17 protein-coding genes, 1 tRNA gene, 1 pseudogene, 1 riboswitch and 1 other annotated feature are annotated in these 21,056 nt (G+C 37.2%); of the genes and pseudogenes, 15 read left to right on the forward strand and 4 right to left on the reverse strand.

Translation table 11 applies throughout. The features are described 5' to 3' along the window. Nucleotides 1-110 precede the first annotated feature (110 nt). On the reverse strand, nucleotides 111-1,154 hold the full coding sequence (locus ACTYBU_RS10765) for a LacI family DNA-binding transcriptional regulator (RefSeq protein ID WP_445489596.1): 1,044 nt from the start codon (nucleotides 1,152-1,154) through the stop codon (nucleotides 111-113). A gap of 665 nt (nucleotides 1,155-1,819) precedes the next feature. Between ACTYBU_RS10765 and ACTYBU_RS10770 the strand changes: the two genes are divergently transcribed. Next, complete coding sequence (locus ACTYBU_RS10770; protein WP_445489598.1) at nucleotides 1,820-5,626, forward strand: GH32 C-terminal domain-containing protein; 3,807 nt, start codon at nucleotides 1,820-1,822, stop codon at nucleotides 5,624-5,626. A gap of 408 nt (nucleotides 5,627-6,034) precedes the next feature. Then, nucleotides 6,035-6,259, forward strand: coding sequence for a helix-turn-helix domain-containing protein (locus ACTYBU_RS10775; RefSeq protein WP_101175759.1), 225 nt, complete (start codon nucleotides 6,035-6,037; stop codon nucleotides 6,257-6,259). 398 nt (nucleotides 6,260-6,657) lie between these two features. Here the strand turns inward: ACTYBU_RS10775 and ACTYBU_RS10780 are convergent, their stop codons facing one another. After that, nucleotides 6,658-6,852 (reverse strand): DUF6980 family protein, encoded by a 195-nt coding sequence (locus tag ACTYBU_RS10780; protein ID WP_445489601.1) that lies wholly within the window; start codon nucleotides 6,850-6,852, stop codon nucleotides 6,658-6,660. 429 nt (nucleotides 6,853-7,281) lie between these two features. On the opposite strand from ACTYBU_RS10780, the gene ACTYBU_RS10785 reads away from it, so the two are divergent. The 9 genes from ACTYBU_RS10785 (at nucleotide 7,282) to ACTYBU_RS10825 (ending at nucleotide 14,403) form a co-directional block, all read left to right on the forward strand. Continuing rightward, nucleotides 7,282-7,758, forward strand: a complete 477-nt coding sequence (locus ACTYBU_RS10785; protein WP_445489602.1) for a GNAT family N-acetyltransferase — start codon at nucleotides 7,282-7,284, stop codon at nucleotides 7,756-7,758. 579 nt (nucleotides 7,759-8,337) lie between these two features. Next, nucleotides 8,338-8,796, forward strand: coding sequence for a MarR family winged helix-turn-helix transcriptional regulator (locus ACTYBU_RS10790; RefSeq protein ID WP_445489604.1), 459 nt, complete (start codon nucleotides 8,338-8,340; stop codon nucleotides 8,794-8,796). 10 nt (nucleotides 8,797-8,806) lie between these two features. Beyond that, nucleotides 8,807-9,604 carry a glutamate racemase gene (racE, locus tag ACTYBU_RS10795; protein ID WP_445489605.1) on the forward strand — a complete coding sequence of 266 codons (798 nt, stop codon included), beginning with the start codon at nucleotides 8,807-8,809 and terminating at the stop codon, nucleotides 9,602-9,604. Nucleotides 9,605-9,745: 141 nt separating this feature from the next. Then, complete coding sequence (locus ACTYBU_RS10800; RefSeq protein WP_445489607.1) at nucleotides 9,746-10,813, forward strand: GerMN domain-containing protein; 1,068 nt, start codon at nucleotides 9,746-9,748, stop codon at nucleotides 10,811-10,813. Between the two features lie 162 nt (nucleotides 10,814-10,975). After that, the gene (gene rph / locus ACTYBU_RS10805) at nucleotides 10,976-11,722 is read left to right on the forward strand and encodes a ribonuclease PH (protein ID WP_445489696.1); all 747 of its coding nucleotides are present in this window, start codon (nucleotides 10,976-10,978) and stop codon (nucleotides 11,720-11,722) included. Between the two features lie 21 nt (nucleotides 11,723-11,743). After that, nucleotides 11,744-12,337 (forward strand): XTP/dITP diphosphatase, encoded by a 594-nt coding sequence (locus ACTYBU_RS10810; RefSeq protein WP_445489609.1) that lies wholly within the window; start codon nucleotides 11,744-11,746, stop codon nucleotides 12,335-12,337. 13 nt (nucleotides 12,338-12,350) lie between these two features. Continuing rightward, nucleotides 12,351-12,863 (forward strand): metallophosphoesterase family protein, encoded by a 513-nt coding sequence (locus ACTYBU_RS10815; RefSeq protein WP_445489611.1) that lies wholly within the window; start codon nucleotides 12,351-12,353, stop codon nucleotides 12,861-12,863. A 259-nt stretch (nucleotides 12,864-13,122) separates the two neighbouring features. Then, nucleotides 13,123-13,196 (forward strand) — tRNA-Arg (locus ACTYBU_RS10820). Between the two features lie 331 nt (nucleotides 13,197-13,527). After that, on the forward strand, nucleotides 13,528-14,403 hold the full coding sequence (locus ACTYBU_RS10825; RefSeq protein WP_445489612.1) for a R2-like ligand-binding oxidase: 876 nt from the start codon (nucleotides 13,528-13,530) through the stop codon (nucleotides 14,401-14,403). Nucleotides 14,404-14,429: 26 nt separating this feature from the next. Here ACTYBU_RS10825 and ACTYBU_RS10830 read toward each other — a convergent pair whose 3' ends face one another. Further along, nucleotides 14,430-14,675 carry a hypothetical protein gene (locus ACTYBU_RS10830; protein WP_445489614.1) on the reverse strand — a complete coding sequence of 82 codons (246 nt, stop codon included), beginning with the start codon at nucleotides 14,673-14,675 and terminating at the stop codon, nucleotides 14,430-14,432. A gap of 285 nt (nucleotides 14,676-14,960) precedes the next feature. On the opposite strand from ACTYBU_RS10830, the pseudogene ACTYBU_RS10835 reads away from it, so the two are divergent. Beyond that, nucleotides 14,961-15,200 (forward strand): annotated as a pseudogene (locus tag ACTYBU_RS10835) (hypothetical protein); the annotation flags it as partial. Between the two features lie 269 nt (nucleotides 15,201-15,469). Here the strand turns inward: ACTYBU_RS10835 and ACTYBU_RS10840 are convergent. Next, entirely contained in the window at nucleotides 15,470-15,952 is a 483-nt protein-coding gene (locus ACTYBU_RS10840) for a general stress protein (RefSeq protein WP_445489616.1), read from the reverse strand. Nucleotides 15,953-16,883: 931 nt separating this feature from the next. Then, a riboswitch (cyclic di-GMP riboswitch) is annotated at nucleotides 16,884-16,967 on the reverse strand. A 264-nt stretch (nucleotides 16,968-17,231) separates the two neighbouring features. On the opposite strand from ACTYBU_RS10840, the gene ACTYBU_RS10845 reads away from it, so the two are divergent. The 3 genes from ACTYBU_RS10845 to ACTYBU_RS10855 all read left to right on the forward strand — a co-directional run bounded on the left by ACTYBU_RS10845 (nucleotide 17,232) and on the right by ACTYBU_RS10855 (nucleotide 19,864). After that, on the forward strand, nucleotides 17,232-18,260 hold the full coding sequence (locus ACTYBU_RS10845) for an agmatine deiminase family protein (protein ID WP_445489618.1): 1,029 nt from the start codon (nucleotides 17,232-17,234) through the stop codon (nucleotides 18,258-18,260). Nucleotides 18,261-18,282: 22 nt separating this feature from the next. Next, nucleotides 18,283-19,161, forward strand: a complete 879-nt coding sequence (aguB, locus tag ACTYBU_RS10850; protein ID WP_445489620.1) for an N-carbamoylputrescine amidase — start codon at nucleotides 18,283-18,285, stop codon at nucleotides 19,159-19,161. A gap of 508 nt (nucleotides 19,162-19,669) precedes the next feature. Then, on the forward strand, nucleotides 19,670-19,864 hold the full coding sequence (locus ACTYBU_RS10855; protein ID WP_445489622.1) for a YolD-like family protein: 195 nt from the start codon (nucleotides 19,670-19,672) through the stop codon (nucleotides 19,862-19,864). An 864-nt stretch (nucleotides 19,865-20,728) separates the two neighbouring features. Continuing rightward, nucleotides 20,729-20,984: a binding site (T-box leader), on the forward strand. The last annotated feature ends 72 nt before the right edge of the window (nucleotides 20,985-21,056 follow it).

Consider the following 21,056-nt stretch of genomic DNA (forward strand, 5'->3'; position numbering starts at 1 on the left):
GAATATGCATCAAAAACAAGAGTTGTTTTTATTAATAATAATTGTCTTTATTGAGGGGATATTCCCACCTTGAATAAGGAAGGAGTAGTTTATTATTATTATTATTTGAATTATTGAATCATCGGCGTAGAATCTCGAATGATTGGTTCTGTGAAAATATGAGAAATTTGGTATGGCTGAGCCGGATTATTTATTCTGGATAATAGCATTTCTGCTGCTTTGATCCCCATCTCATTACTGTAAATATGAACGGTTGTTAAACGAGGTTCAACAATATTTGATTCCGGCCCGTCATCGAAGCCGCAAATGGCGACATCTTTAGGGATAGAGAAGTTCAGGTTTTTCAGGGCTTTCATAAAGTTAACCGCAATAAAATCATTGGCACAGACAAAAGCTGAAGGAAGTGCCGTAAACTTCTGAAGCCGATCTTCCATCCAGCCAGGTACAGGTCTGAAGAAAAGAAAATCATCATCCACAATACATTGAGAAAGATCAAGTGAGATGCCAGCCTCTATTAAAGCGCGATTAAAGCCAATCCACCTCTCGTTAAAACTAAGACAATGATTATAGTCTCCGATAAATCCAAAACTAGAATATCCCTTTTCTATTAGTTTTTTCGTAAGCAGAAAGGTGCTGTGCCGATTTTCCATTAAGAGCACGTCCGCTTTAAATTCGGGAAAACAAATGTCTGCAGCACAATCCACAAAGATGGTAGGGATACCAAGACTTGTAATAAGGTTACTATAGTTGATATCAAATAATTCAATGCAAATAATCCCGTCTACTTTTGCAACGTTGAAATTGTTCGGCAAAGTTAAAGATTCTTGGTCTACTTCTCTTATGATATGAAAGGATAGATTATAACCCTGCGAGCTAATTTGCTTCTCAAGTCCACTTATCAACTCTGAACCAAAATGAGATGTATTAGGCAGGTTTGCTGTTAATAGTGCAATATTTCCTGCATTCTTGCTGAGGATCGTACTGCTATCCATAAGGGAAAACTGTTTATATTTTAGCTCAATTGCTTTTTTGATAACCTTGTTTCGTGTTTCCTCCGGGATATTACTATTTCCATTTAATGCTTTGGAAGCAGTATTTCTTGAGATTCCGAGCGCATCGGCAATATCTTGAATGGTTATTTTATCCTTCGCCATCTATGTAATTCACCCTTGCTATTCATATTCTTCAATATGTAATGATTTCCTTATACACAATATTTTCCTATATCAAATGTATAATAGTTTGTAAAAAATAGCAACGGAAGGTGGGTTTACAAAAAAACAACTAATTGTGCATATGTAAAAATATAAAAAGTTGTTTCTTAAATAAAATAACATATATATTATTGAATAATAAAGTAGGGTTTTTGGGGTTTTAAATAAATGTAGATTAATACCGGATATACATATTGTGAAAAAAATAAACATAATATAGAAATTATGAACAATTAAATGATTGCAAAAGAACAAAAATATTTTTACAAAAGTATTGACGTATTTTGATTGCTTTGTTAAATTGTAAGAGCAGCAAGCAAAAAAGAAAAAATGGAAGCCCTTTCTTTTGTTCCTTGACGTAATTGGAGATGCAGCAGCAATAGATCATATCGGTCATTATATTTTACACCCCTTGCTTGAACTACAGGAGGAATGTGAAAATCGTTAGCAATGCTTAAGCAGTTCAAGCAAAAAGGAATGAGTGTAAGAATAAAGACGATTGATTAAGGATGATAGCTCGTGAGAAAATCCTTCAATCTCCTTCTATCTAGGAAGTTTGCTGATGTCATTGTTGAATAAAACTATTTTAGAAGAGAGGGCAAATGATGAAATCAAATTCGAAAAAATGGATCTCCATATTATTGTCAACAGTCCTTATCGCTGCCTCCATGGGAGCGATTCTTGTTAATCCTGTGAAAGGACGGACAAAACCTGCGGATGTATCGGAAATCACACAAACAAGGGAGGGATCGGCTATTTTTGAAAGCGTATCCAAAATATCTACTAATTTAATTGACTGGAAAATTAAGGGGAAAGGAACGTTAGAAGACACAGAAGAAGGACTTTTGCTTACATCGGAACCGAAAGAAAATGTTATGGCGATATCAAGTGTTACTTCAGAGAACTTTATTTATGAAGCAGATGTGAAAGTAATAGACAAAAATGCGGACGCTACTTTAGTATTCCGTTCTAATGAAGATGGCTGGGGATCTTACATGCTGCAACTTGTTCCAAACGCTGGAATCATTCGTCTTAAAGATGCCCGTGATGACAGTAAATTAAAAGTGGAACGCCAAGTTGCATTGAAAGAGGGAGGAATCTATCATCTGAAGGTGAAGGTGGTAGGGGACAACATGAAAGTTTACTGGGGAAATCAATATGCCCCTATTATGGATGTGAATGATTCTACATATGAGAAGGGGTTGCTTGGTCTTAACGTATGGGATGGAACAGCATTGTTTCAGAATGTAAAAGTTAGCGATCTTGCAACTAATATGGGTACATCCAGCTATAAAGCGGGAAACTGGGAACCATCAATCAAAGGACTGAAAGGAACTGCTGTTGAAGGGGGAAAAGCACAGCAAACCTATAATAAAAATGCAAACGACTTTGTACTGGAAGGAAATATTTCCTTTGATCAACATACGTCGGAAGCAGCATTGGCATTCCGTACAAATGAACAAGGATCAACTGGTTATCAGGCTGCACTGATTAAAAAAGGAAATTCAGTTAGAGCGCAATTGAAAAAGGCGGACGGCACCGTTCTTAAAACTTCCGACCGCACATACAAAACTCAAGTAGGTTCCAAACATCATCTTGAAGTTATAACAAACAGCAATCAAATAGAAGTATATGTCGACGGATATTCAGAGCCAGCTGTAAAGGTATCGGATAGCAGCTACAGCACGGGATTTGCCGGATTTACTGTAACATCAGGCATTGCTTACTTCCAAGATGTTTATCTTGTTCCAGCCTCAAGCTATTACACAGAAAAATATAGACCAGATTATCATTATACTCCGGCTCGCGGTTCTGTAAGTGATCCGAATGGAATGGTTTATTACGAAGGAGAGTATCATTTGTTCCATCAGGATGGAGGGACTTGGGCTCATGCGGTTAGTAAAGATATGGTGAATTGGAAGCGACTTCCTATTGCGTTGCCATGGAATGATCACGGTCATGTATGGTCCGGATCTGCTGTAGCGGATCTTAACAATGTTTCTGGTTTATTTACAAATTCAGATGGAAAAGGGCTAATTGCGTACTATACTTCTTTTAATCCAGATGGAACAAATGGGAATCAGCGAATTGGTCTTGCTTACAGTACGGATCAGGGTCGTACTTGGGAGTATTCGACTGAACGACCTATTGTTATTGAGAATCCGGGCAAGAATGGAGAAGAACCAGGCGGCTGGGATTTTCGGGATCCAAAAGTGGTCCGAGATGAAGCAAACAATCGATGGGTCATGGTTGTATCTGGAGGAGACCATATTCGCTTCTTTACGTCCACTAACTTATTAGATTGGAAGCTTACGGATAATTTTGGCTACGGAGATTATGTTCGCGGGGGTGTATGGGAATGCCCTGATCTCTTTGAACTTAAGGTAAACGGAACGAAAGAAAAAAGATGGGTGCTGATGATTAGTACAGGAGCCAATCCGAAAACACAAGGATCCGATGCTGAATATTTTGTAGGGCAGCTAACAGCGGATGGTAAATTTATCAATGATAATAAAGCTGGGGAAGTGTTAAGAACAGATAATGGGAAAGAATTTTATGCATCTATGTCCTTCGCAAACATGCAAGATAACCGCCGCGTAATGATGGCATGGATGTCCAACTGGGATTATCCATTCGCATTTCCAACTGCAGGCTGGAAGGGCGAGTTGACTATTCCGAGAGAAGTAAGACTGGTAAAAACGGAGGAAGGTGTGAGACTTGCACAAGCTCCGATTAAGGAACTGCAGTCCATTCGCAGTACCATTTTCCAAACGGAGAACAAGACAGTGAATCCTGAAAAGGCGTCAAACCTATTGAAGGGAATCTCTTCAGGAGCTTTTGAAATAGAAGCGGAGATGGAAATTCTTTCTGACAGTAAAATAACCGAATTTGGCTTTCATGTTCGTGAAGGTGTAGAAGAAAAGACAGTTGTTGGATATAAAACTGCAGAAAATAAATTGTTTGTAGATCGTGATGACTCTGGGGAGACAGACTTCTCCAGCTTATTTTCTACTTTCCATGAAGCTCCTTTAAAACCGGAAAATAAACGCATCAAAATAAATATATTTGTAGATGATTCGTCCATTGAAGTATTTGGAAACGATGGGGAAGCCGTTTTCTCTAATGTTATTTTCCCGGATCCTTCAAGCCGCAGTATGAACTTCTACACGAAGGGCGGAGATGTGCATGTTGTATCATTAAAAGTACATTCTCTTGCGAATACTTGGGATCGGGACACAAATGAAAATACAAGAATTGTAATGGACACAAGTGATCGAGAGTTGAATGTAGAAGATGCTCTGACTTTGTTTGCTTCAGTAGCGAATGGCAAAGGGAAAGGAACGGAGCCGATTAAATGGAAATCGAGCAATTCGAGTGTCGTGAAGATCGACTCCTCAGATAACTCCAAAGCAGTGCTTAAAGCGGGAAGCAGAGGTGAAGCTGTTATTACAGCAGCTTTACCTAATGGTAAGGCTTCTACGAGTGTTATTGTAAGAGTGTATGATGGTGAATTCCATACTAATTTGACCGGATGGAAATCGGATCTTTCCGCTTCTAAGTGGACGATTACTGAAAATGGAATCCGCGGTACGCATACAAGTGATGCAAACTATATGGCAAAGGAAACTGCAGGGAACTTTACGTATGAAGCTGATATGATGCTGGGACAATCTGGAGGTGCGGGTTCGATTCTGTTTCGGGCAAGCGAAGATGGAAGAAGTGGTTATTACTTCAACCTTGATCCCAATATGAAGGCTTTTCGTCTTTTCTACAAGATGGACGGCCGTTTCGAAGATCGAATGGTAATTGGTAATGTACCTGCCTTTATTAAACCGGGCAAGACCTATAAAGTGAAGATCGAAGCGAACGGCCCTCACATCCTAATTTATGTGGATGGACAGAAACTAATGGATTTACAGGATGGAACCTTTGCGGAAGGCCATTTTGGATTAAATGTATTCGGCGGGCTAGCTTCCTATCAGAATGTTATGGTCAGCAATAGAACAGAAGCGGACCTGACTGCAACAAGTTTTATCAATAAATCAACAGGCAAAGCACTTTATACTGCGAAATCCCAGAACGGAGAGCCTGTAACAGTAGTTGAAGCAGCCCGAGCTACGAACTGGATATTGATTCCAACAGGCGATGAATATGGATCTTATTCCATTCGTACAGAGGGAGGAAAGGCGCTTGATCTGGATACAGCGCAAAATAAAATACAGCTGTACAACTATCTTGGCTATAACAATCAACGCTGGATTGTAACGAAAAATGATAACGGAACCGTTAGAATTACTTCCGTTCATCATGGCAAGGCACTCGAAGTATCGGAAGAAGGAATCTTAACGCTGAATGATTCAAAACCAGAATTGGATCGTCAGCAGTGGACCATTTCGGCGGATATAAAATAAGGAAAAATAGTACCACATAAAATTCATATAGCGAAAGAACACCGCCTGAATCGTATTTCTCTTATACGATTCAGGCGGTGTTTTTCTTATGAGGACAAGAGTTCATAAGAAAAAGAGAAATTAGAACAGATATACAGAGCGCTTAATTCTGTAGAATAATTAGAAACCTTAGAAAAGGATTCACCATATAATATAACTGTAAAAGTAAATAAGTACCTTGTATCAAGGGGTGGTGGTTTATTTACATAGACTAACTGTATACCATCCTATGAAAAGAAAAATGAAAAAAGCTGTCCAAATTTCTTCAAATGTAGTCACTCCAAGGCTTCTCCCTACATAATATATTCAGACTATGATAATACCCATCCCAAAGTTCATAGCTAGCGTAGGCAAGGAGGGTTATACTATTTGAAGGAGAACGAATTTACTCACAAGCCATTATTAACAAAAAGAGAAAGAGAAGTGTTTGAACTGTTAGTGCAAGACAAAACAACGAAAGAAATAGCAAGTGATTTATTCATAAGCGAAAAAACAGTTCGAAATCATATTTCCAACGCGATGCAAAAGCTGGGCGTTAAGGGGCGTTCACAGGCTGTTGTAGAGCTTCTTAGAATGGGAGAGCTAAAGCTTTAATCCAAGAAGATGATTCAATTAGAGGAGAAGTCCAAAACAAACAAACTTTGTCTTGGAGTTCAGCACCTTGTGTTGAATCATCTTCTTTTACATATAAATTGGTCCGAATAGTCGTTAATTGATGAATTTTGGGAATGCTTAATTTTAAACGTCTGTTCCGTATACCTGTTTAGGTACAAGATTTATATAGCTTTTTTCACATCCAGAAATCATTTTCAAAAACTGTGATATGTCCATCGAAAGAGTGCTTTTCACCATTGGAGATCTCTGATCTGTGGAAAGGCGCATGATAGATTATGCGTCTTATCTCTTATTGAGTAAAAGTTGTTCATTTCAAAAAATTGCAAAAAAGGAAAGTTTCTTTTCTTTATGGGAACTAATATTCCTCCCCATTAAAGCTATAATCTTGCACCACACCATGGACAGAAGGTAATTTCTATACTGGAAGAACCTCCATCATGAATGATTAAGCCGTAATCCTTTTCTTTTTCATTAAAAAGTATAAGTTTGTCGGGACAAACGTATGGGTCATTATGCAAATCACACGTGAAATTTGCATGATAAGTCATATCTTCATAACAATGTTTTTTCATAAGTGTTTTCTCCTTACTCGATGTTTCCGCCATAAATCCCTTTTTCCTCTTCTACATAAGTGTCATGGTATTTTAATTCTATAATTATTTGTTTCTTATTTACATTCATTTTGATCGCTCATTTTTTATCCCACTCTTAACGGGCAGTAAAACCCCCACCTCGGGGATGCTGAGAAATCGAGGAAGCTAGGTGGGAGATAACTGCCCGTAAAGATCCGATAAGTTCAACTAACCATCAGTGGGGATGAACAAAATCCCCACTGATGGAAGGATCACTTTATCATATCCATTTGGTGTTATACATAAATATCCAAATTACTGTTTGAGATAAAAAACTCTTCCTTCTAGTTGTAAACATGCTATTCTAATAGGTATATATGTATAAATATTACCAAATTTATAAAATGATGGTGTTTGGAGGAGATTTTTGTGCAAGTAGAAATTAGATTAGGAACGGAAGAGGATATTGTTACTGCACACCAGCTAATGCGGGATGCGTTTGAAGAATATCGTTTTCTTGAGGTGCCGTCAAGTGCTGCTAATGAATCGGTTGATATATTGGAGAATTCGTTTAAAGAGGGAAAGGAACGATTTATCCTTAGTTATGTTAATGGAAAGCCTGTTGGATCTTTGCGGTTTAGCTTAAAAGAAAAAACAGTCTATTTTTCAAGAGTGTCCGTTCCGCCATCTGCACGTGGGAAGGGTATAGGAAAAGTAATGTTGAAATGGATAGAAGATTACGCAGGAAAAAACGGTAAAATGAAAATGGAATGCAGGGTTAGAATGTCCTTGGAAAACAATATACGTTTATATACATCATTGGGTTATGTTGTCGTGAAAGAAGAAATGGTAACAAATCCAAATGGTTTTCCAGTTAAAACAGCAGTATTGGAAAAATCTATTTGATTGAATAGCAGCACATAAATTAACCTCGCTACTCGATATAAGAGGTTTTTTTTATGTGATAAAGTGATACATAATAGAAGGAAGAAAGGATAAACAGTGTTTGTTTGCTTACACTAATCGTATGTGAACTGGATTTAGTGGAAAGTGAATATGGTTTTTCTTTGGCGAAATATGGTATTAATTTTATCCCGCTCTTAACGGGCAGTAAGACCCCTGCTTCAAGATGCCGAGAAATCGAGGAAGCTAGGTGTTGAAACTCGCCCGTAAAGGTCCGATAAGTGCAACTAACCATCAGTGGGGAATGAGGAAAAACCCCCACTGATGGAAGTTTACTTTATCTGGTATTATTCTGTAATGGTGGATGCAGAAAATCAATTGCACAATGCTGCATACATAGAAGGAAAATTTTGCTTTCATGTTTCATGGTTTTGACAGTTGTTCAACGAATTTACAGCAGACTGCTGGACCTTTCTGTTATTGATTTACGAAGAAGGATTTGTGGCTTATAATTGTATTTGTTAAGCGAAAAAATATAAAAATAGGATAATTTTATCTGGAGATATAGTAGGAGATGTAATGATGAATGTAGAAGAAAAAAGCTCAAAAGAGTATATTGATATGATTGCAACAGTTGAAAAAGATATGCGATATATTTCTGGTATTATTAAGCAAAAAGGCCGAGAAATTTTAAGCAATTATACGATAACGCCGCCGCAGTTTGTTGCTTTGCAATGGCTGTTTGAAGATGGAGATATGACAATCGGCGAACTTTCGAATAAAATGTATCTTGCATTTAGTACGACAACGGATTTAGTGGATCGTATGGAGAAAAATGTATTAGTACAGCGTGTGAAAGATCCGAATGATCGTCGAGTTGTACGCATCCATTTATTAGATGAAGGAAAACGATTAATTGATGAAGTAATTAAAAAAAGACAAGGCTACTTAGAAGAAGTATTAGGGGATTATTCTTTAAAGGAAGTAGAACAATTAAAGGATACTTTTATGCGGTTGCATCAAGAAATGCGAGAAAAATGAGGCGGTTTTTTTGGAAAGAGCAATTGGAGTGATAGATTCTGGAGTCGGCGGGCTGACAGTAGCAAAAGAAATTATGCGCCAGCTTCCGTATGAAAATATTATTTATTTAGGCGATACAGCAAGATGTCCATATGGACCTAGAACGGGTATAGAAGTAAGGTCATTTACGTGGGAAATGACTAGATTTTTATTGCAAAGAAATATTAAAATGCTGGTAATTGCCTGCAATACGGCAACAGCAGTGGCACTTGATGAAATAAAAGAACAGCTGCCAATCCCAGTTATTGGAGTTATCGTCCCAGGAGCCCGCACTGCGATTAAAGTGACAAAGAATAATAATATCGGCATGATTGGGACAATTGGAACCGTAAAAAGCAAAGCATATGAAAAAGCGTTAAAGCAAATAAACTTTCGAGTGAAAACAGAAAGTCTTGCATGCCCAAAATTTGTACCTTTAGTTGAAAGTGGAGAATACGGTGGAGCTGTTGCTAAAAAAATAGTGGCCGAAACATTAAAGCCATTAAAAAATACAGAAATTGATACACTTATTTTAGGCTGTACCCATTATCCTTTGCTTGAAAAAGTAATCCGCAAAGAAATGGGACCTTCTGTAAAAGTAATCAGCTCTGGTGCAGAAACTGCTAGGGAGGTAAGTACGATTTTGTCCCATAACAATCAACTTGCTTCCTATAAAAATAAAACAACTCATCTATTTTTTACGACGGGATCAAAAGATATTTTTGCAAGGATTGCATCCAACTGGCTAAAGCAGAAGATTGATATGGTGGAGACCATTAAACTGACATAAAAAGACGAGGCAAATGCTTCGTTTTTTTTATGCGGAAAATACACGATTTCGATAAAATAGAAATTTTTCTCTCTTAGACGGTCTAATTTAAAAAATAGCTCGTATACATAGTAGTACAAACTGTCTTAGGAGTGATTAATGATGTCTAAGTATAATAAAACAGTCATCGTTTCAGCGGTATGCATTTCCTCGATTCTGCTTTCTGGATGTAGTTTATTTGGTGGGGACAATAATAAAGTAAATGATGATCCGCCGAAAGTTACATATAGTGATAATGCGGCGAAGGAAAGTGAGAGCAAGGCAAAAGAAACAAGCGGAAAAGCAACAGCTGAAAACGGTATTGCTACTGAATTGTATTTAGTAGATAAAGATGGCTATGTGGTGCCACAGACGGTCAATCTGCCAAAAACAAAAAGCATTGCGACTGAAAGTCTGCAATATTTAGTGAAGAATGGACCAGTGACAGATATGCTGCCAAATGGATTTGGGGCAGTGATTCCACAAGATACAAAAATCAGCGTTAATATAAAAGATAAAGTGGCGACGGTTGATTTTTCCAAAGAGTTTAAAGAATATAAAGCGGAGGAAGAGTCGAAAATTCTCCAGTCTATAACTTGGACATTAACCCAATTTGATTCCATCGACTCAGTGAAGCTGCAAATCAATGGGAAAGAATTAACGGAAATGCCTGTCGATAAGACTCCGATTCAAGGTGCACTGACACGTTCTGTCGGCATTAATATGGACACTTCAGATGTTGCGGATATAACGAATACAAAGCCATTAACGGTTTATTATATTGGTGGTGAGGCAGGTTCCTATTATTATGTGCCAGTTACAAAACGGGTAAGCAATACAGAAGACAATAATATTGCAGCAGCTGTCGAGGAGCTGGTAAAAGGTCCTGACAAAAATTCTCCATTGGTCACAGATATGGCGCCGGATGTTGCTTTGCTTAATACACCAACAGTGGAAGATGGAAAAGTGACATTAAACTTTAATGAGTCCATCTACAGCAGCTATAAAGATGAAGTGAAAACGGTCTCCGATGATGTACTGAATTCTTTGGTATTATCATTAACCGAGCAAGAAGGCGTTGAAAGTGTTGCTGTGGAAGTGGATGGTAAAAAAGACCTGCAAAATGAAGAAGGAAAAAGCATATCCGAGCCTGTATCTCGACCGCAAAAAGTCAATACAGGTAGCTATTAAAAAACAATGTTTGCTATAATAAATAAGCCTAGAAAAGGGTATGCATAGGATGCAGCCCTCTTCTTTTATGAGAAAGGCTATAGAAAGAATTTTAAGCCTTAGACAAAAGATAAAAACTTTAGGAAGTCAGCTGGTCTATAGTAGAATGGAGGAAAACTTGTGATAAGACAGGACGGACGGGAAAGCGTTCAATTAAGGCCAATACATATCGAAACCAATTATTTAAAACATCCAGAAGGCTCTGTTTTGATTACAGTAGGAGATACAAAAGTAATTTGTACAGCAACTATTGAAGAGAGAGTTCCCCCATTTATGAGAGGAAGCAAAAAAGGCTGGATTACAGCTGAGTACAGTATGCTGCCAAGAGCGACAGAACAGCGGACGATTCGGGAAGCAGCAAAAGGTAAAATTACGGGGAGAACCATGGAGATACAGCGCTTGATTGGACGGGCACTGCGTGCAGTAGTGAATTTGGAAGCCATAGGGGAGCGTACAGTGTGGATCGACTGCGACGTGATTCAAGCAGATGGCGGAACAAGGACTGCATCGATAACGGGTGCATTTGTGGCGATGGCCATTGCGTTGGACAAGCTTTATAGGAATAAAAAATTAGCAGCCTATCCGCTAACCGCTTTTTTGGCTGCAACAAGCGTCGGAATCCTAAGCAATAAAGAAGCAGTGCTTGATTTAAATTATGAAGAAGATTCACAGGCAGAAGTGGATATGAATATCGTTATGACAAGTGAAAATGAATTTGTTGAACTGCAAGGAACGGGTGAAGAAGCCACTTTTTCTTATACACAGCTGCAAAGCTTAATACAAGTTGCACAGGATGGTATTCAGCAGCTTATTCAGTTGCAGCGGGATGCAGTTGGTGAAACAATCGAGAATAAAATAGATGAAAAATAAAATACATAATAGGAGAATACAATGAAAGAAATTATTATCGCAACAAAAAATGCTGGCAAAGCAAAAGAATTTGAGCAAATGTTTGCACCACTTGGCTATACGGTAAAAACACTGCTGGATTATCCAGAGATAGAAGATGTAGAGGAAACAGGAACTACTTTTGAAGAAAATGCGATTTTAAAAGCTGAAACTGTATCTAAAATAGTTGGAAAAGCAGTGATCTCCGATGATTCAGGATTAATGGTGGATGCATTAAATGGGGAACCAGGGGTATATTCTGCAAGATACGCAGGGGAACAAAAAGATGACGAAGCAAACATGGTTAAAGTGCTAGCTGAACTGGAAGGAGTTCCGACAGACAAAAGAACGGCGCGTTTTTGCTGTACTTTAGCTGTTGCCATCCCGGGAAAAGAAGCATTAACCTTTACTGGAACTTGTGAAGGGATTATATTAGAAGAGAAACGAGGAGAATTCGGCTTTGGCTATGATCCGATTTTTTATGTAGTTGGAGAAGAAAAAGCAATGGCTGAATTGCCGGCTGACAAGAAAAATAAAATCAGCCACCGTGCGAATGCATTACAGAAGTTAAAAGAACAGCTGCATTCTGTTTTTTAGGAAGGGGAGAAGGATGAAGGTTCTTATTGTGAGTGATAGTCATGGCTTTGTAGAAGAAGTAGGCAAATTAAAAACAAGGCACAAGGAAGAAGTAGATCTATTTCTTCATTGCGGGGATTCTGAACTTCCAGCTAGTGAAAAAGTGATGGAAGGCTATGAAACGGTTCGGGGGAACTGTGATTACGAGGAAAAGTACCCAAATGAGCTTGTGAAAGAAGTAAATGGTGCCAAGATTTTTGTCACACATGGCCATCTATATGGAGTAAAATCTTCCATTGCGAACCTTTCCTACCGAGCGAAAGAAGTAGGTGCACAAATCGCTTGTTTTGGGCACTCTCACTTTCTTGGAATGGAAATGCTCAATAATATTCTGTTTATTAATCCAGGAAGCTTGCGAATGCCAAGAGGAAGAATGGAAAAGACCTATGTTATTTTAACAATCGAAAAAAATAAATATACAACAGAAGTATATGATTTTACGAACGGAAAGCTAACTGACTTAACGACGGAATTCCCATTATCCTAACGGCCTAAATGTTTTCCTAACAAGGGAAGAAGAAAAGCTGAAGCGTCCTTGCTTATTGACGGAATAAGCTGAGGGAAGCTTTGAAGTCGATAGGGCGCTGTAGCTAGACATCCAACTAAATATAAAATACTTTCTTACTTTGATAAAAATTTCCTTGTTAGGAAAAAAAGTTATGAAAAACTGTTGACTTTAACTTTTGTTACACATATAATAAATATTGTCCTGATGAGGAATAAACATTTTTTTGAAATAAAAACATGTCCCAGTAGCTCAGCTGGATAGAGCAACGGCCTTCTAAGCCGTCGGTCGGGAGTTCGAATCTCTCCTGGGACGTCCTTAAATCGGGTTTTAAAGCCCGTTAATTCAACCTCTTATATCGTTTAGTGAAACGGTCAGTATAACGGTCATGTAAGAAATTACACCGTATATCGACTTATCTTACTAACGATATAGGAGGTTTTTTCGTATGACCAAAAGAAAAGGAATTTTAGTGGTTAGACTTTGTTATTTTTAGGAGCTATATTTAATGCATCTTAAAATTCTTAGGAATACATGTTCTTTATTCTACTGTTTTAATTTTGCTCCGAACCAGAATATATGTCCATACGTATCATCTCCTCTTTGCATAAACTAGTAGATATAATAATTCCAAGGAGGAATATTTTTGAGAAAGAAACTCTTAACGACAAGTTCCGAAGGTTTAATGGAAGATTCATATCCGTACCAGCTATATCAAAAGGCAAAAAAGTTTGGGATTTGGAATCCCCAGCATATCAATTTTTCACAGGATCAAGAAGACTGGAAAACACTATCTGTTAAACAAAAAGACTGGATTCTGAAACTTCTTGCTCAATTTCAGGGAGGGGAAGAAGCAGTTACTCTTGACTTACTCCCATTGCTTAGGGTCGTAGCGAGAGAAGGTAGGTTGGAAGAGGAGATGTTCCTCACTACATTTTTATGCGATGAAGCTAAACATACTGAATTCTTTCGGCTGGTGTTAAATGCTATTGGTGAAAAAGGCGATCTTACCCATTTGCATTCTGAATCCTATCGTAAGTTATTTTACGAAATTCTCCCCGAAACAATGGAACGGCTTTGGCATGAACAAACCCCCGAGGCAATAGCTGATGCGGCAACTGTGTACAATATGTTTGCAGAAGGAGTTTTGGCGGAAACTGGATATAAATCATTTTACGATGGACTGCAAATGATCGGTAAAATGCCTGGACTTCTTGAGGGCATTGACCACTTAAAGAAAGATGAATCAAGGCATATTGCTTATGGAACATTTCTTCTTCAGCGCTTGATTTGTGAACATCCTCATCTTTTTGACAGGGTGGTTAAAAAGCTAGAGGAATTGACACCTCTTTCTATTTCCTTAAATGCAGAGGGTGTTATTGGGGAGGGAGAAAAAGGAAAGGAATACAGTTCTGAAATTAAGAAATACTCGGAAAAACAACTTATGGTAAGAATTGGGATTCTTGCTCGGGCGAAGGGGCAGACGATCGAAGAAATTTATCGATCTGCTGGAGGAAACTAAACAACCATAAAAAGGACACCTTAGAATTACAGAATGAACCAACATAAGAAAGTAGCAGAAACCGATCGGATCGGTTTTCCATCCGTCGTTTCAAACATTTCAGTATAATCTGCAGCTGGAGTGGAGACTGCTCCATCAATTTTAACATTGCCATTGCTTAATATCTTAACAGAAATACTTGGCGTAGATGCATCCGTACCATTTGTTAAATACCATGAATAGGGCAGTTCATTTGCAGCACCGAATTTTCCCATAACATGAACGCCTTCCAAAAGGTTCGCATCTGTCGATTGCCTCTCCGTGTGCGAAAAAAAGCCAGAAGAGACTGTGTTTACCCCCTCCACATGCGAAGTGAACCCGTTCGCAATGTTAAGAGCACCCTTAGCATGAGCGTTTTGACCAATTGTTTGTGCCTGATTTAGAAAGATCCTCAGAAGCAATGGTACGCTGTCCTTCCGCATGGGCAAAAATATCGCTGGCTTCCTTCAAGTTCCCTTCCGCGTGAGACGCTCTTTCGCTTTCTATTGTCTGATCCCTAAAAACCCCAAAAGAATAAAGTACGAATAGCAAATAGTGAAGATAATTATATATTGGGGATCACAAGTGCAATGCTAGCTTTCTTGGCCGAAAGAGGAGAATTACGATGGAAGCAAAAGTACTTGACTGCTGAATGGAGAGAAATCTTGTATCAAGACATGGAACTTTCTCCAGTAAATAAAGGCATTGGTACAAAAGCAAGTCAAGGGTATCGTGTGCTGGAACGTACTGGAGTAAATCAAGTTTTAGTAATGTTATAAATAGCATCTAATTGTGCTAAAACTCAAGCAAGAAACTTTATTAAATTAAGGTTTCTTGCTTTTTTATTGCCGCAAAACAAAAAGACTGACCCAACTTCAGTTCAATCAGTCTTTACAGGAACCGGCTAAAGTCGGGTACGAGCGAGGAGGCTTACCGGTTCGTCCGCGGAAAGAGAGTAGATTCTCTGACCATTCAAAAAGCAACAATGAAATTTAACAGTGCCTTTATTTAAAAGCATCTATAAAATCCACCGAATATTGTTGCTGGGTCATCGAAGTTTTGTTCCTTTATCCCCTGAACTTCCTTCTAAATAAATATCATTGTGTTTCCCCGGTGCATCTATATATACTTTCTGATTGGTGGTTTTTTTGCCGATTGTTGCTTCTCCTGTTTGTTCACTTTCCTTTTCCATGCAGTCTAAGTCTTTTGTATCCATTGCCAACAAAAATTTTCCTGCATTTAATTTTTCTGTATATTCATCCAAGTCATTATCTGGAACATCTAAGTGGGATAATTTGTTACTCGCCATTCCAAGATCGTCTATCGTGAAAAAATCCTTTAATTTTTCGAAAAAAGATTCATCATTACCACGGCTTACATTCGTCCCAGTTTGAGATTCTAAATAATCTGTATCACTTCTATTTGTTATAACAGATAAATCGCCCGAGTCATATCCTTTATTCATTAATCGTTGAATTGCTGCTATTGTTTCTGTGGGAGTTTCATAAATGCCTATTATACTTTTAGTCATATTATTTCATCCTCCTTGAAATTTAAATATTGCTTGTTACATTATCTTTATTCCCTCTGTTTTTTCAAATAAACAAAATGAAGTCTGCAAATTTTTACCTATAAAAAGACTGATCCAACTTTAGTTAAATCAGTCATACAGAGAGCAGCTATTTTTTATTTAGGCTCTGTTAAATTTCATTGTTGATTTATAAATGGTCAGGAAATTCACTCGCTTTCCGCGGACGAACTGGCAAGTCTCCTCGTTCGTACCCGTCTTGCGGGGTCTTTCCAGTACGTTTATCCGCAGGAGTCTCGCAAATTTCCTTCCAAAATCAACATTATCGTTTAACAGAGCCTTTATTTAAAGTGTTACCATTTGATCTATTAAATTTCTAATAACAGCTGCTTTGGTAACAAATAGTTTATGTATATACTATTTGTTCATAACAAGGATGGTTTTATATAGTAGTGGCTAGTAATTCTTTGTGATTTCATATGAAAAGGGGTTTATATAGTAACTAAGAAAATCAAATAGATATGTTTAAATGTATTCTCTTTTTGAAATATAGAGGGAGGGCATCATGTTGGATTTGGTACAAAGTACATTTTGAATGATGTTCTTTTGCAGTGATAGTTTTCAATCAAAACAAATGGAAACATTCAGTAGCCAAGGGATTAAGAATTTCATGATTTTGGAGTTAGTGGCAATCAGTTTTTTCTAGCAGCTTCAGTCATAAACTATATAAGAACAAAAGAGCAGTCAATTAGAAATGCAAAATATTTCAGATGAAAAATAAGTAAGATTATCTCTCTTATTTTATCCTTTTCTTTTTGCCGCATCTAACGCAATAATCGTTATAATAACTATATTTATGATTTCTTTTTAAAAAACAAATGATAGCTTTAAATTTAAACATTACCTTGTTTAACCTCCCAAAATATAAAATATTTCAGGCAGCACAGCCATCGTAGTTTAACACCTTAGATCTGTTGCTTTGCGTCCTAATCTTTCGAGAAGTTTGCCTTTCGCTGTAAAAAAATTTAGTATAATACAGTATACTCTTACTTTTTATAGAATAAAGAGAAACATTTAGACAATTTTATACAAAAAATGCGAAAAATGGTTATTATCTGAATAGGGTATTTGATAAATTTTACTCCAGATTACATCCTTTCCTTAACCAAAATTATTCTATTGAATTTCCCTTCCCGATTATGTGATAATGGTTTACAGATTGATTTTTTTTTTCTTGTTTTAAATGGTTTATTCTAAATATAAATAATAAAGAGGTATATAGATGGTTCCAAAAAATTTACATTATAAAATGCCTGCAGAATGGACGGAGCATGAGCGTACTTTTGTTGCGTGGCCAGTGCAAGATTCTATGTGTTACCCAGAGGATTATGAGCAGGTAGTGAATGGTTATTATATCGAGCTGGTAAAAGCGATTGCAGAGTTTGAACCTGTTACAGTAGTGGTAAATCCTAATGAGGTAGAACAGGTAAAAGGTTATTTTTCAGAAGAAAATGTTGATTTTCTTTCAATTGCCCATAATGATGCTTGGATTCGTGATAATGGCCCAACTTTTTTGACGAATGAGGATGGACAAGTTGCCGGAGTTAATTGGAAATTTAATGCTTGGGGAGGAAAGTATGCTCCTTGGGATTTAGATGATCAAGTGGCGCCAAGCATTTTGGATCATTATGGTATAAAGCGATTTGATGCACCACTGATAATGGAAGGCGGCTCTATCCATGTAGATGGAGAGGGGACGGTTATTACAACGGAAGAATGTTTGTTAAACCCAAACCGTAATAATGAAATGACCAAAAAGGAAATAGAGGGCTATTTAAAGCAATACTTAAATATTGAACAAGTGATATGGCTGAAGCGTGGTTTAAGCGGTGATGAAACAGATGGCCATGTCGATAATCTTGCTTGCTTTGCAGCACCGGGAAAAGTATTGATTCAAGTATGTGGCGATCCTAGTGATGAAAACTATGCGATTACACAAGAAAATCTTGAAATATTAAAAAAGACTGTCGATGCAAAAGGAAGAAAACTGGAGATTATTCCGATTGAACAGCCGCCGATGGCTGAGTTTGAAGGCAGCAGACTGACTTTAAGTTATTTAAACTTTTATTTTGTAAATGGTGGAATTATTCTGCCTGTCTTCGGCGGAACTGCGGAAGAAACGGATCAAGTGGCAGAACAAACATTAGCAGCAGTTTATCCTGACCGAAAAATTCGCAAAATTAATGGAATGTCCATCATAAAAGAGGGCGGCAATGTTCACTGTACGACTCAACAGATGGCAAAAATCTAGTTGATAAATGAGGGAATGAATGATGAGAAAAGTAAAGGTAGCAGCTACACAAATGAGCTGTTCTAATAATATGGAAGAAAATATCCAAAGAGCGGAGTCGCTTGTAAGACAAGCTGCAGCCAAGGGAGCACAAATTATTCAGCTGCAAGAACTGTTTGAAACACCGTATTTTTGTCAAAAAGAAAAAGCGGATTATTATGCATATGCAACAGAATTAGAACAAAACAAAGCTGTTAATCATTTTAGACAAATTGCGAAAGAGCTTGAGGTTGTTTTGCCGATTAGCTTCTATGAAAAGAAAAATAATGCTCGTTACAATTCGTTGGCTGTTATTGATGCAACGGGAGAGGTGCTTGGATTATATAGAAAAAGTCATATTCCAGACGGACCTGGCTATGAAGAAAAATTTTACTTTAATCCGGGAGACACTGGATTTAAAGTTTGGAATACTCGATATGGGAAAATTGGCATAGGAGTTTGCTGGGATCAATGGTATCCGGAAGCTGCTAGATGCATGGCTTTAATGGGAGCAGAAATCCTATTTTATCCGACTGCAATTGGATCTGAGCCAGAAGATAGTACGATTGACTCAAAGGACCATTGGCAAGTTTGTATGCTGGGACATGCTGCAGCTAATCTTGTTCCGGTGGTTGCGTCCAATCGTATCGGGGTAGAGGAAGACGAAGATTCTAGCATTACTTTCTATGGATCCTCGTTTATCGCAGGCCCTCAGGGGAACAAAGTAGCAGAATCGAGCCGTGATAACGAAGAGGTTATTGTAGCTGAATTTGACTTGGATCAGTTGGAAATTCAACGTATTGAGTGGGGCATTTTTAGAGATAGACGCCCTGATTTATATAAAACAATAGCCACTTATGATGGAGAGCAAATGATAAAATAGGCTATTTCAAGTAGGTAAAAGCAACTATCATGTGTGAACAATTAATAATCGTCTACAATTTACTGCTATTTTGTGGTAACTTGATGTGATAGACAGTCAAAAGTGAGCGTGGAGAATTTTCCATCGCTCTTTTTTTACGATTATGTCAGAAATCGATAGAATAGAGGACGCATATAGAATTTGGATTTCCAACAAAATATATTAGAATAATGTTAATTCGTTTCTAATCGAGCTCTCCAAAATGAATGTAATCAAAGTTGCAGCAAGTTTACAAGGAACTGTAAGGTTCTTTTCCATTATATTTATAAAAGGAAAAAGAAATATGTTTAAAAAACAATGAAATGAGAAAGGATGTAAATAGATCTATTCCAAAAAGTTCACAAAGTTGTAAATGTTATTTGTAAACGCTTACTATTTTTCGGGTATACTATTAGGTATAGTAAATCAAGTAATGATATTTTGTGAATAGATGATAGATAAAAGTGAAAATAGATAAGGAGAATGTAAGATGGTTTTGAAAGAACTGGGAAGAAACAGGCTGATTATTATTAATTATTACAAAAATGGTTTTTTAGAATCTTGCAAGGGATATATACAAAAGCTTAACTTACATGATCAAACCATCTATTTAAAAGATGAAAAACAAAATGTGCTAAATATTCAATTGTCATGGATTCATGATATTTCTGCTGTAAACAGATAATACTTCACTAAAAATGCAATCGCTTTCTAAAGAAGGTTGCATTTATCCCACTCTTAACGGGAAGTAAGACCCCCACCTCGGGGATGCCGAGAAATCGAGGAAGTTAGGTGTTGAAACTCGCCCGTAAAGGTCCGATAAGTGCAACTAACCATCAGTGGGGGATGAGAAAAAACCCCCACTGATGGAAGTTTACTTTATTATTTTCTATTTAAAGGAATCTCCATTTTACTGAATATGTCCATTTCTCCCATAAACTAGCTGAAATTAAAAACCGTGTTAGAAAATATAACAAGTTAGTGTACTGCATGATAATTATTGTATTATAATGTGAATCTAATAAATATTTCTCCTTGTATGAAAAAAAACCATTATTGGAAGTCAGCAAATACATATAGAATACCCAAAAGAAAATAGTCATGGAATACTTTTTAGCCTGATCAAACAAGTTGATGCAGTATATAGTGAATCCTTAAAAGAAAGCTCCAGCATTTACTATCAATATGCATGAGTTTTACATAATAGAGAACGTCCATTTTATTTGTTGAGGAAAAAATTTATTCATTTCTTAAATATACAAAAAATAGAAAAAACGAGGAATATAAAACAATTTTATAAAAATTTTTTCAGATATTTTTAAGTTCCACAAATATTTATTTATCAATATTGTAAGCGGTTTCTAAAACACTATGCCTGTTTTAATAATCTAATAATTCTCAAAAATACTGTTGACTCTTTTTTTAATTCAGCGTAAGATTACTTCAACAAAAGCAATTCAGAAAAAACAAACAAAAAAGCTTTTGCGTATTCAAACAGAATTTTTGACGCATATTAAACAAGTATTAACTATAATTTTATAGAGATATTGAAAATACGATGATGAGGATAAGTAGTTTCAACTTTGGGATTCCACAGAGAGCCGGTGGTGCTGAGAGCCGGTGAAGCCAAGTGAAATGAACTCGCCTCTGAGTGTTAGCTTGAAAGACTAGTTCAACTAGAGCTAACCGAGTGATGCCCACTCGTTACCAAAAAAAGGACAGAAATGTCCGCTGAGTGCATGCACAAGTTTTGTGTATGAATGAGGGTGGTACCGTGGAAAGCAAAAAGCCTTTTCATCCCTTTGTCTACTAAAAGGTAGTTAGTATACAATGGGGGTGGAAAGGCTTTTTTTGTCAACATTTTCAAATTATCTAAA

The sequence above is a fragment of the Niallia sp. 03133 genome, assembly GCF_052663225.1.

Bases quoted from the DNA above. Each gene is read 5' to 3' on its own strand.
- ACTYBU_RS10840 (WP_445489616.1), bottom strand. From the start codon at position 15,952: ATGACTAAAAGTATAATAGGCATTTATGAAACTCCCACAGAAACAATA.
- ACTYBU_RS10845 (WP_445489618.1), top strand. From the start codon at position 17,232: ATGGTTCCAAAAAATTTACATTATAAAATGCCTGCAGAATGGACGGAG.
- ACTYBU_RS10855 (WP_445489622.1), top strand. From the start codon at position 19,670: ATGGTTTTGAAAGAACTGGGAAGAAACAGGCTGATTATTATTAATTAT.
- ACTYBU_RS10780 (WP_445489601.1), bottom strand. From the start codon at position 6,852: ATGAAAAAACATTGTTATGAAGATATGACTTATCATGCAAATTTCACG.
- aguB (WP_445489620.1), top strand. From the start codon at position 18,283: ATGAGAAAAGTAAAGGTAGCAGCTACACAAATGAGCTGTTCTAATAAT.
- ACTYBU_RS10790 (WP_445489604.1), top strand. From the start codon at position 8,338: ATGAATGTAGAAGAAAAAAGCTCAAAAGAGTATATTGATATGATTGCA.
- ACTYBU_RS10800 (WP_445489607.1), top strand. From the start codon at position 9,746: ATGTCTAAGTATAATAAAACAGTCATCGTTTCAGCGGTATGCATTTCC.
- ACTYBU_RS10815 (WP_445489611.1), top strand. From the start codon at position 12,351: ATGAAGGTTCTTATTGTGAGTGATAGTCATGGCTTTGTAGAAGAAGTA.
- ACTYBU_RS10765 (WP_445489596.1), bottom strand. From the start codon at position 1,154: ATGGCGAAGGATAAAATAACCATTCAAGATATTGCCGATGCGCTCGGA.
- ACTYBU_RS10770 (WP_445489598.1), top strand. From the start codon at position 1,820: ATGAAATCAAATTCGAAAAAATGGATCTCCATATTATTGTCAACAGTC.
- ACTYBU_RS10810 (WP_445489609.1), top strand. From the start codon at position 11,744: ATGAAAGAAATTATTATCGCAACAAAAAATGCTGGCAAAGCAAAAGAA.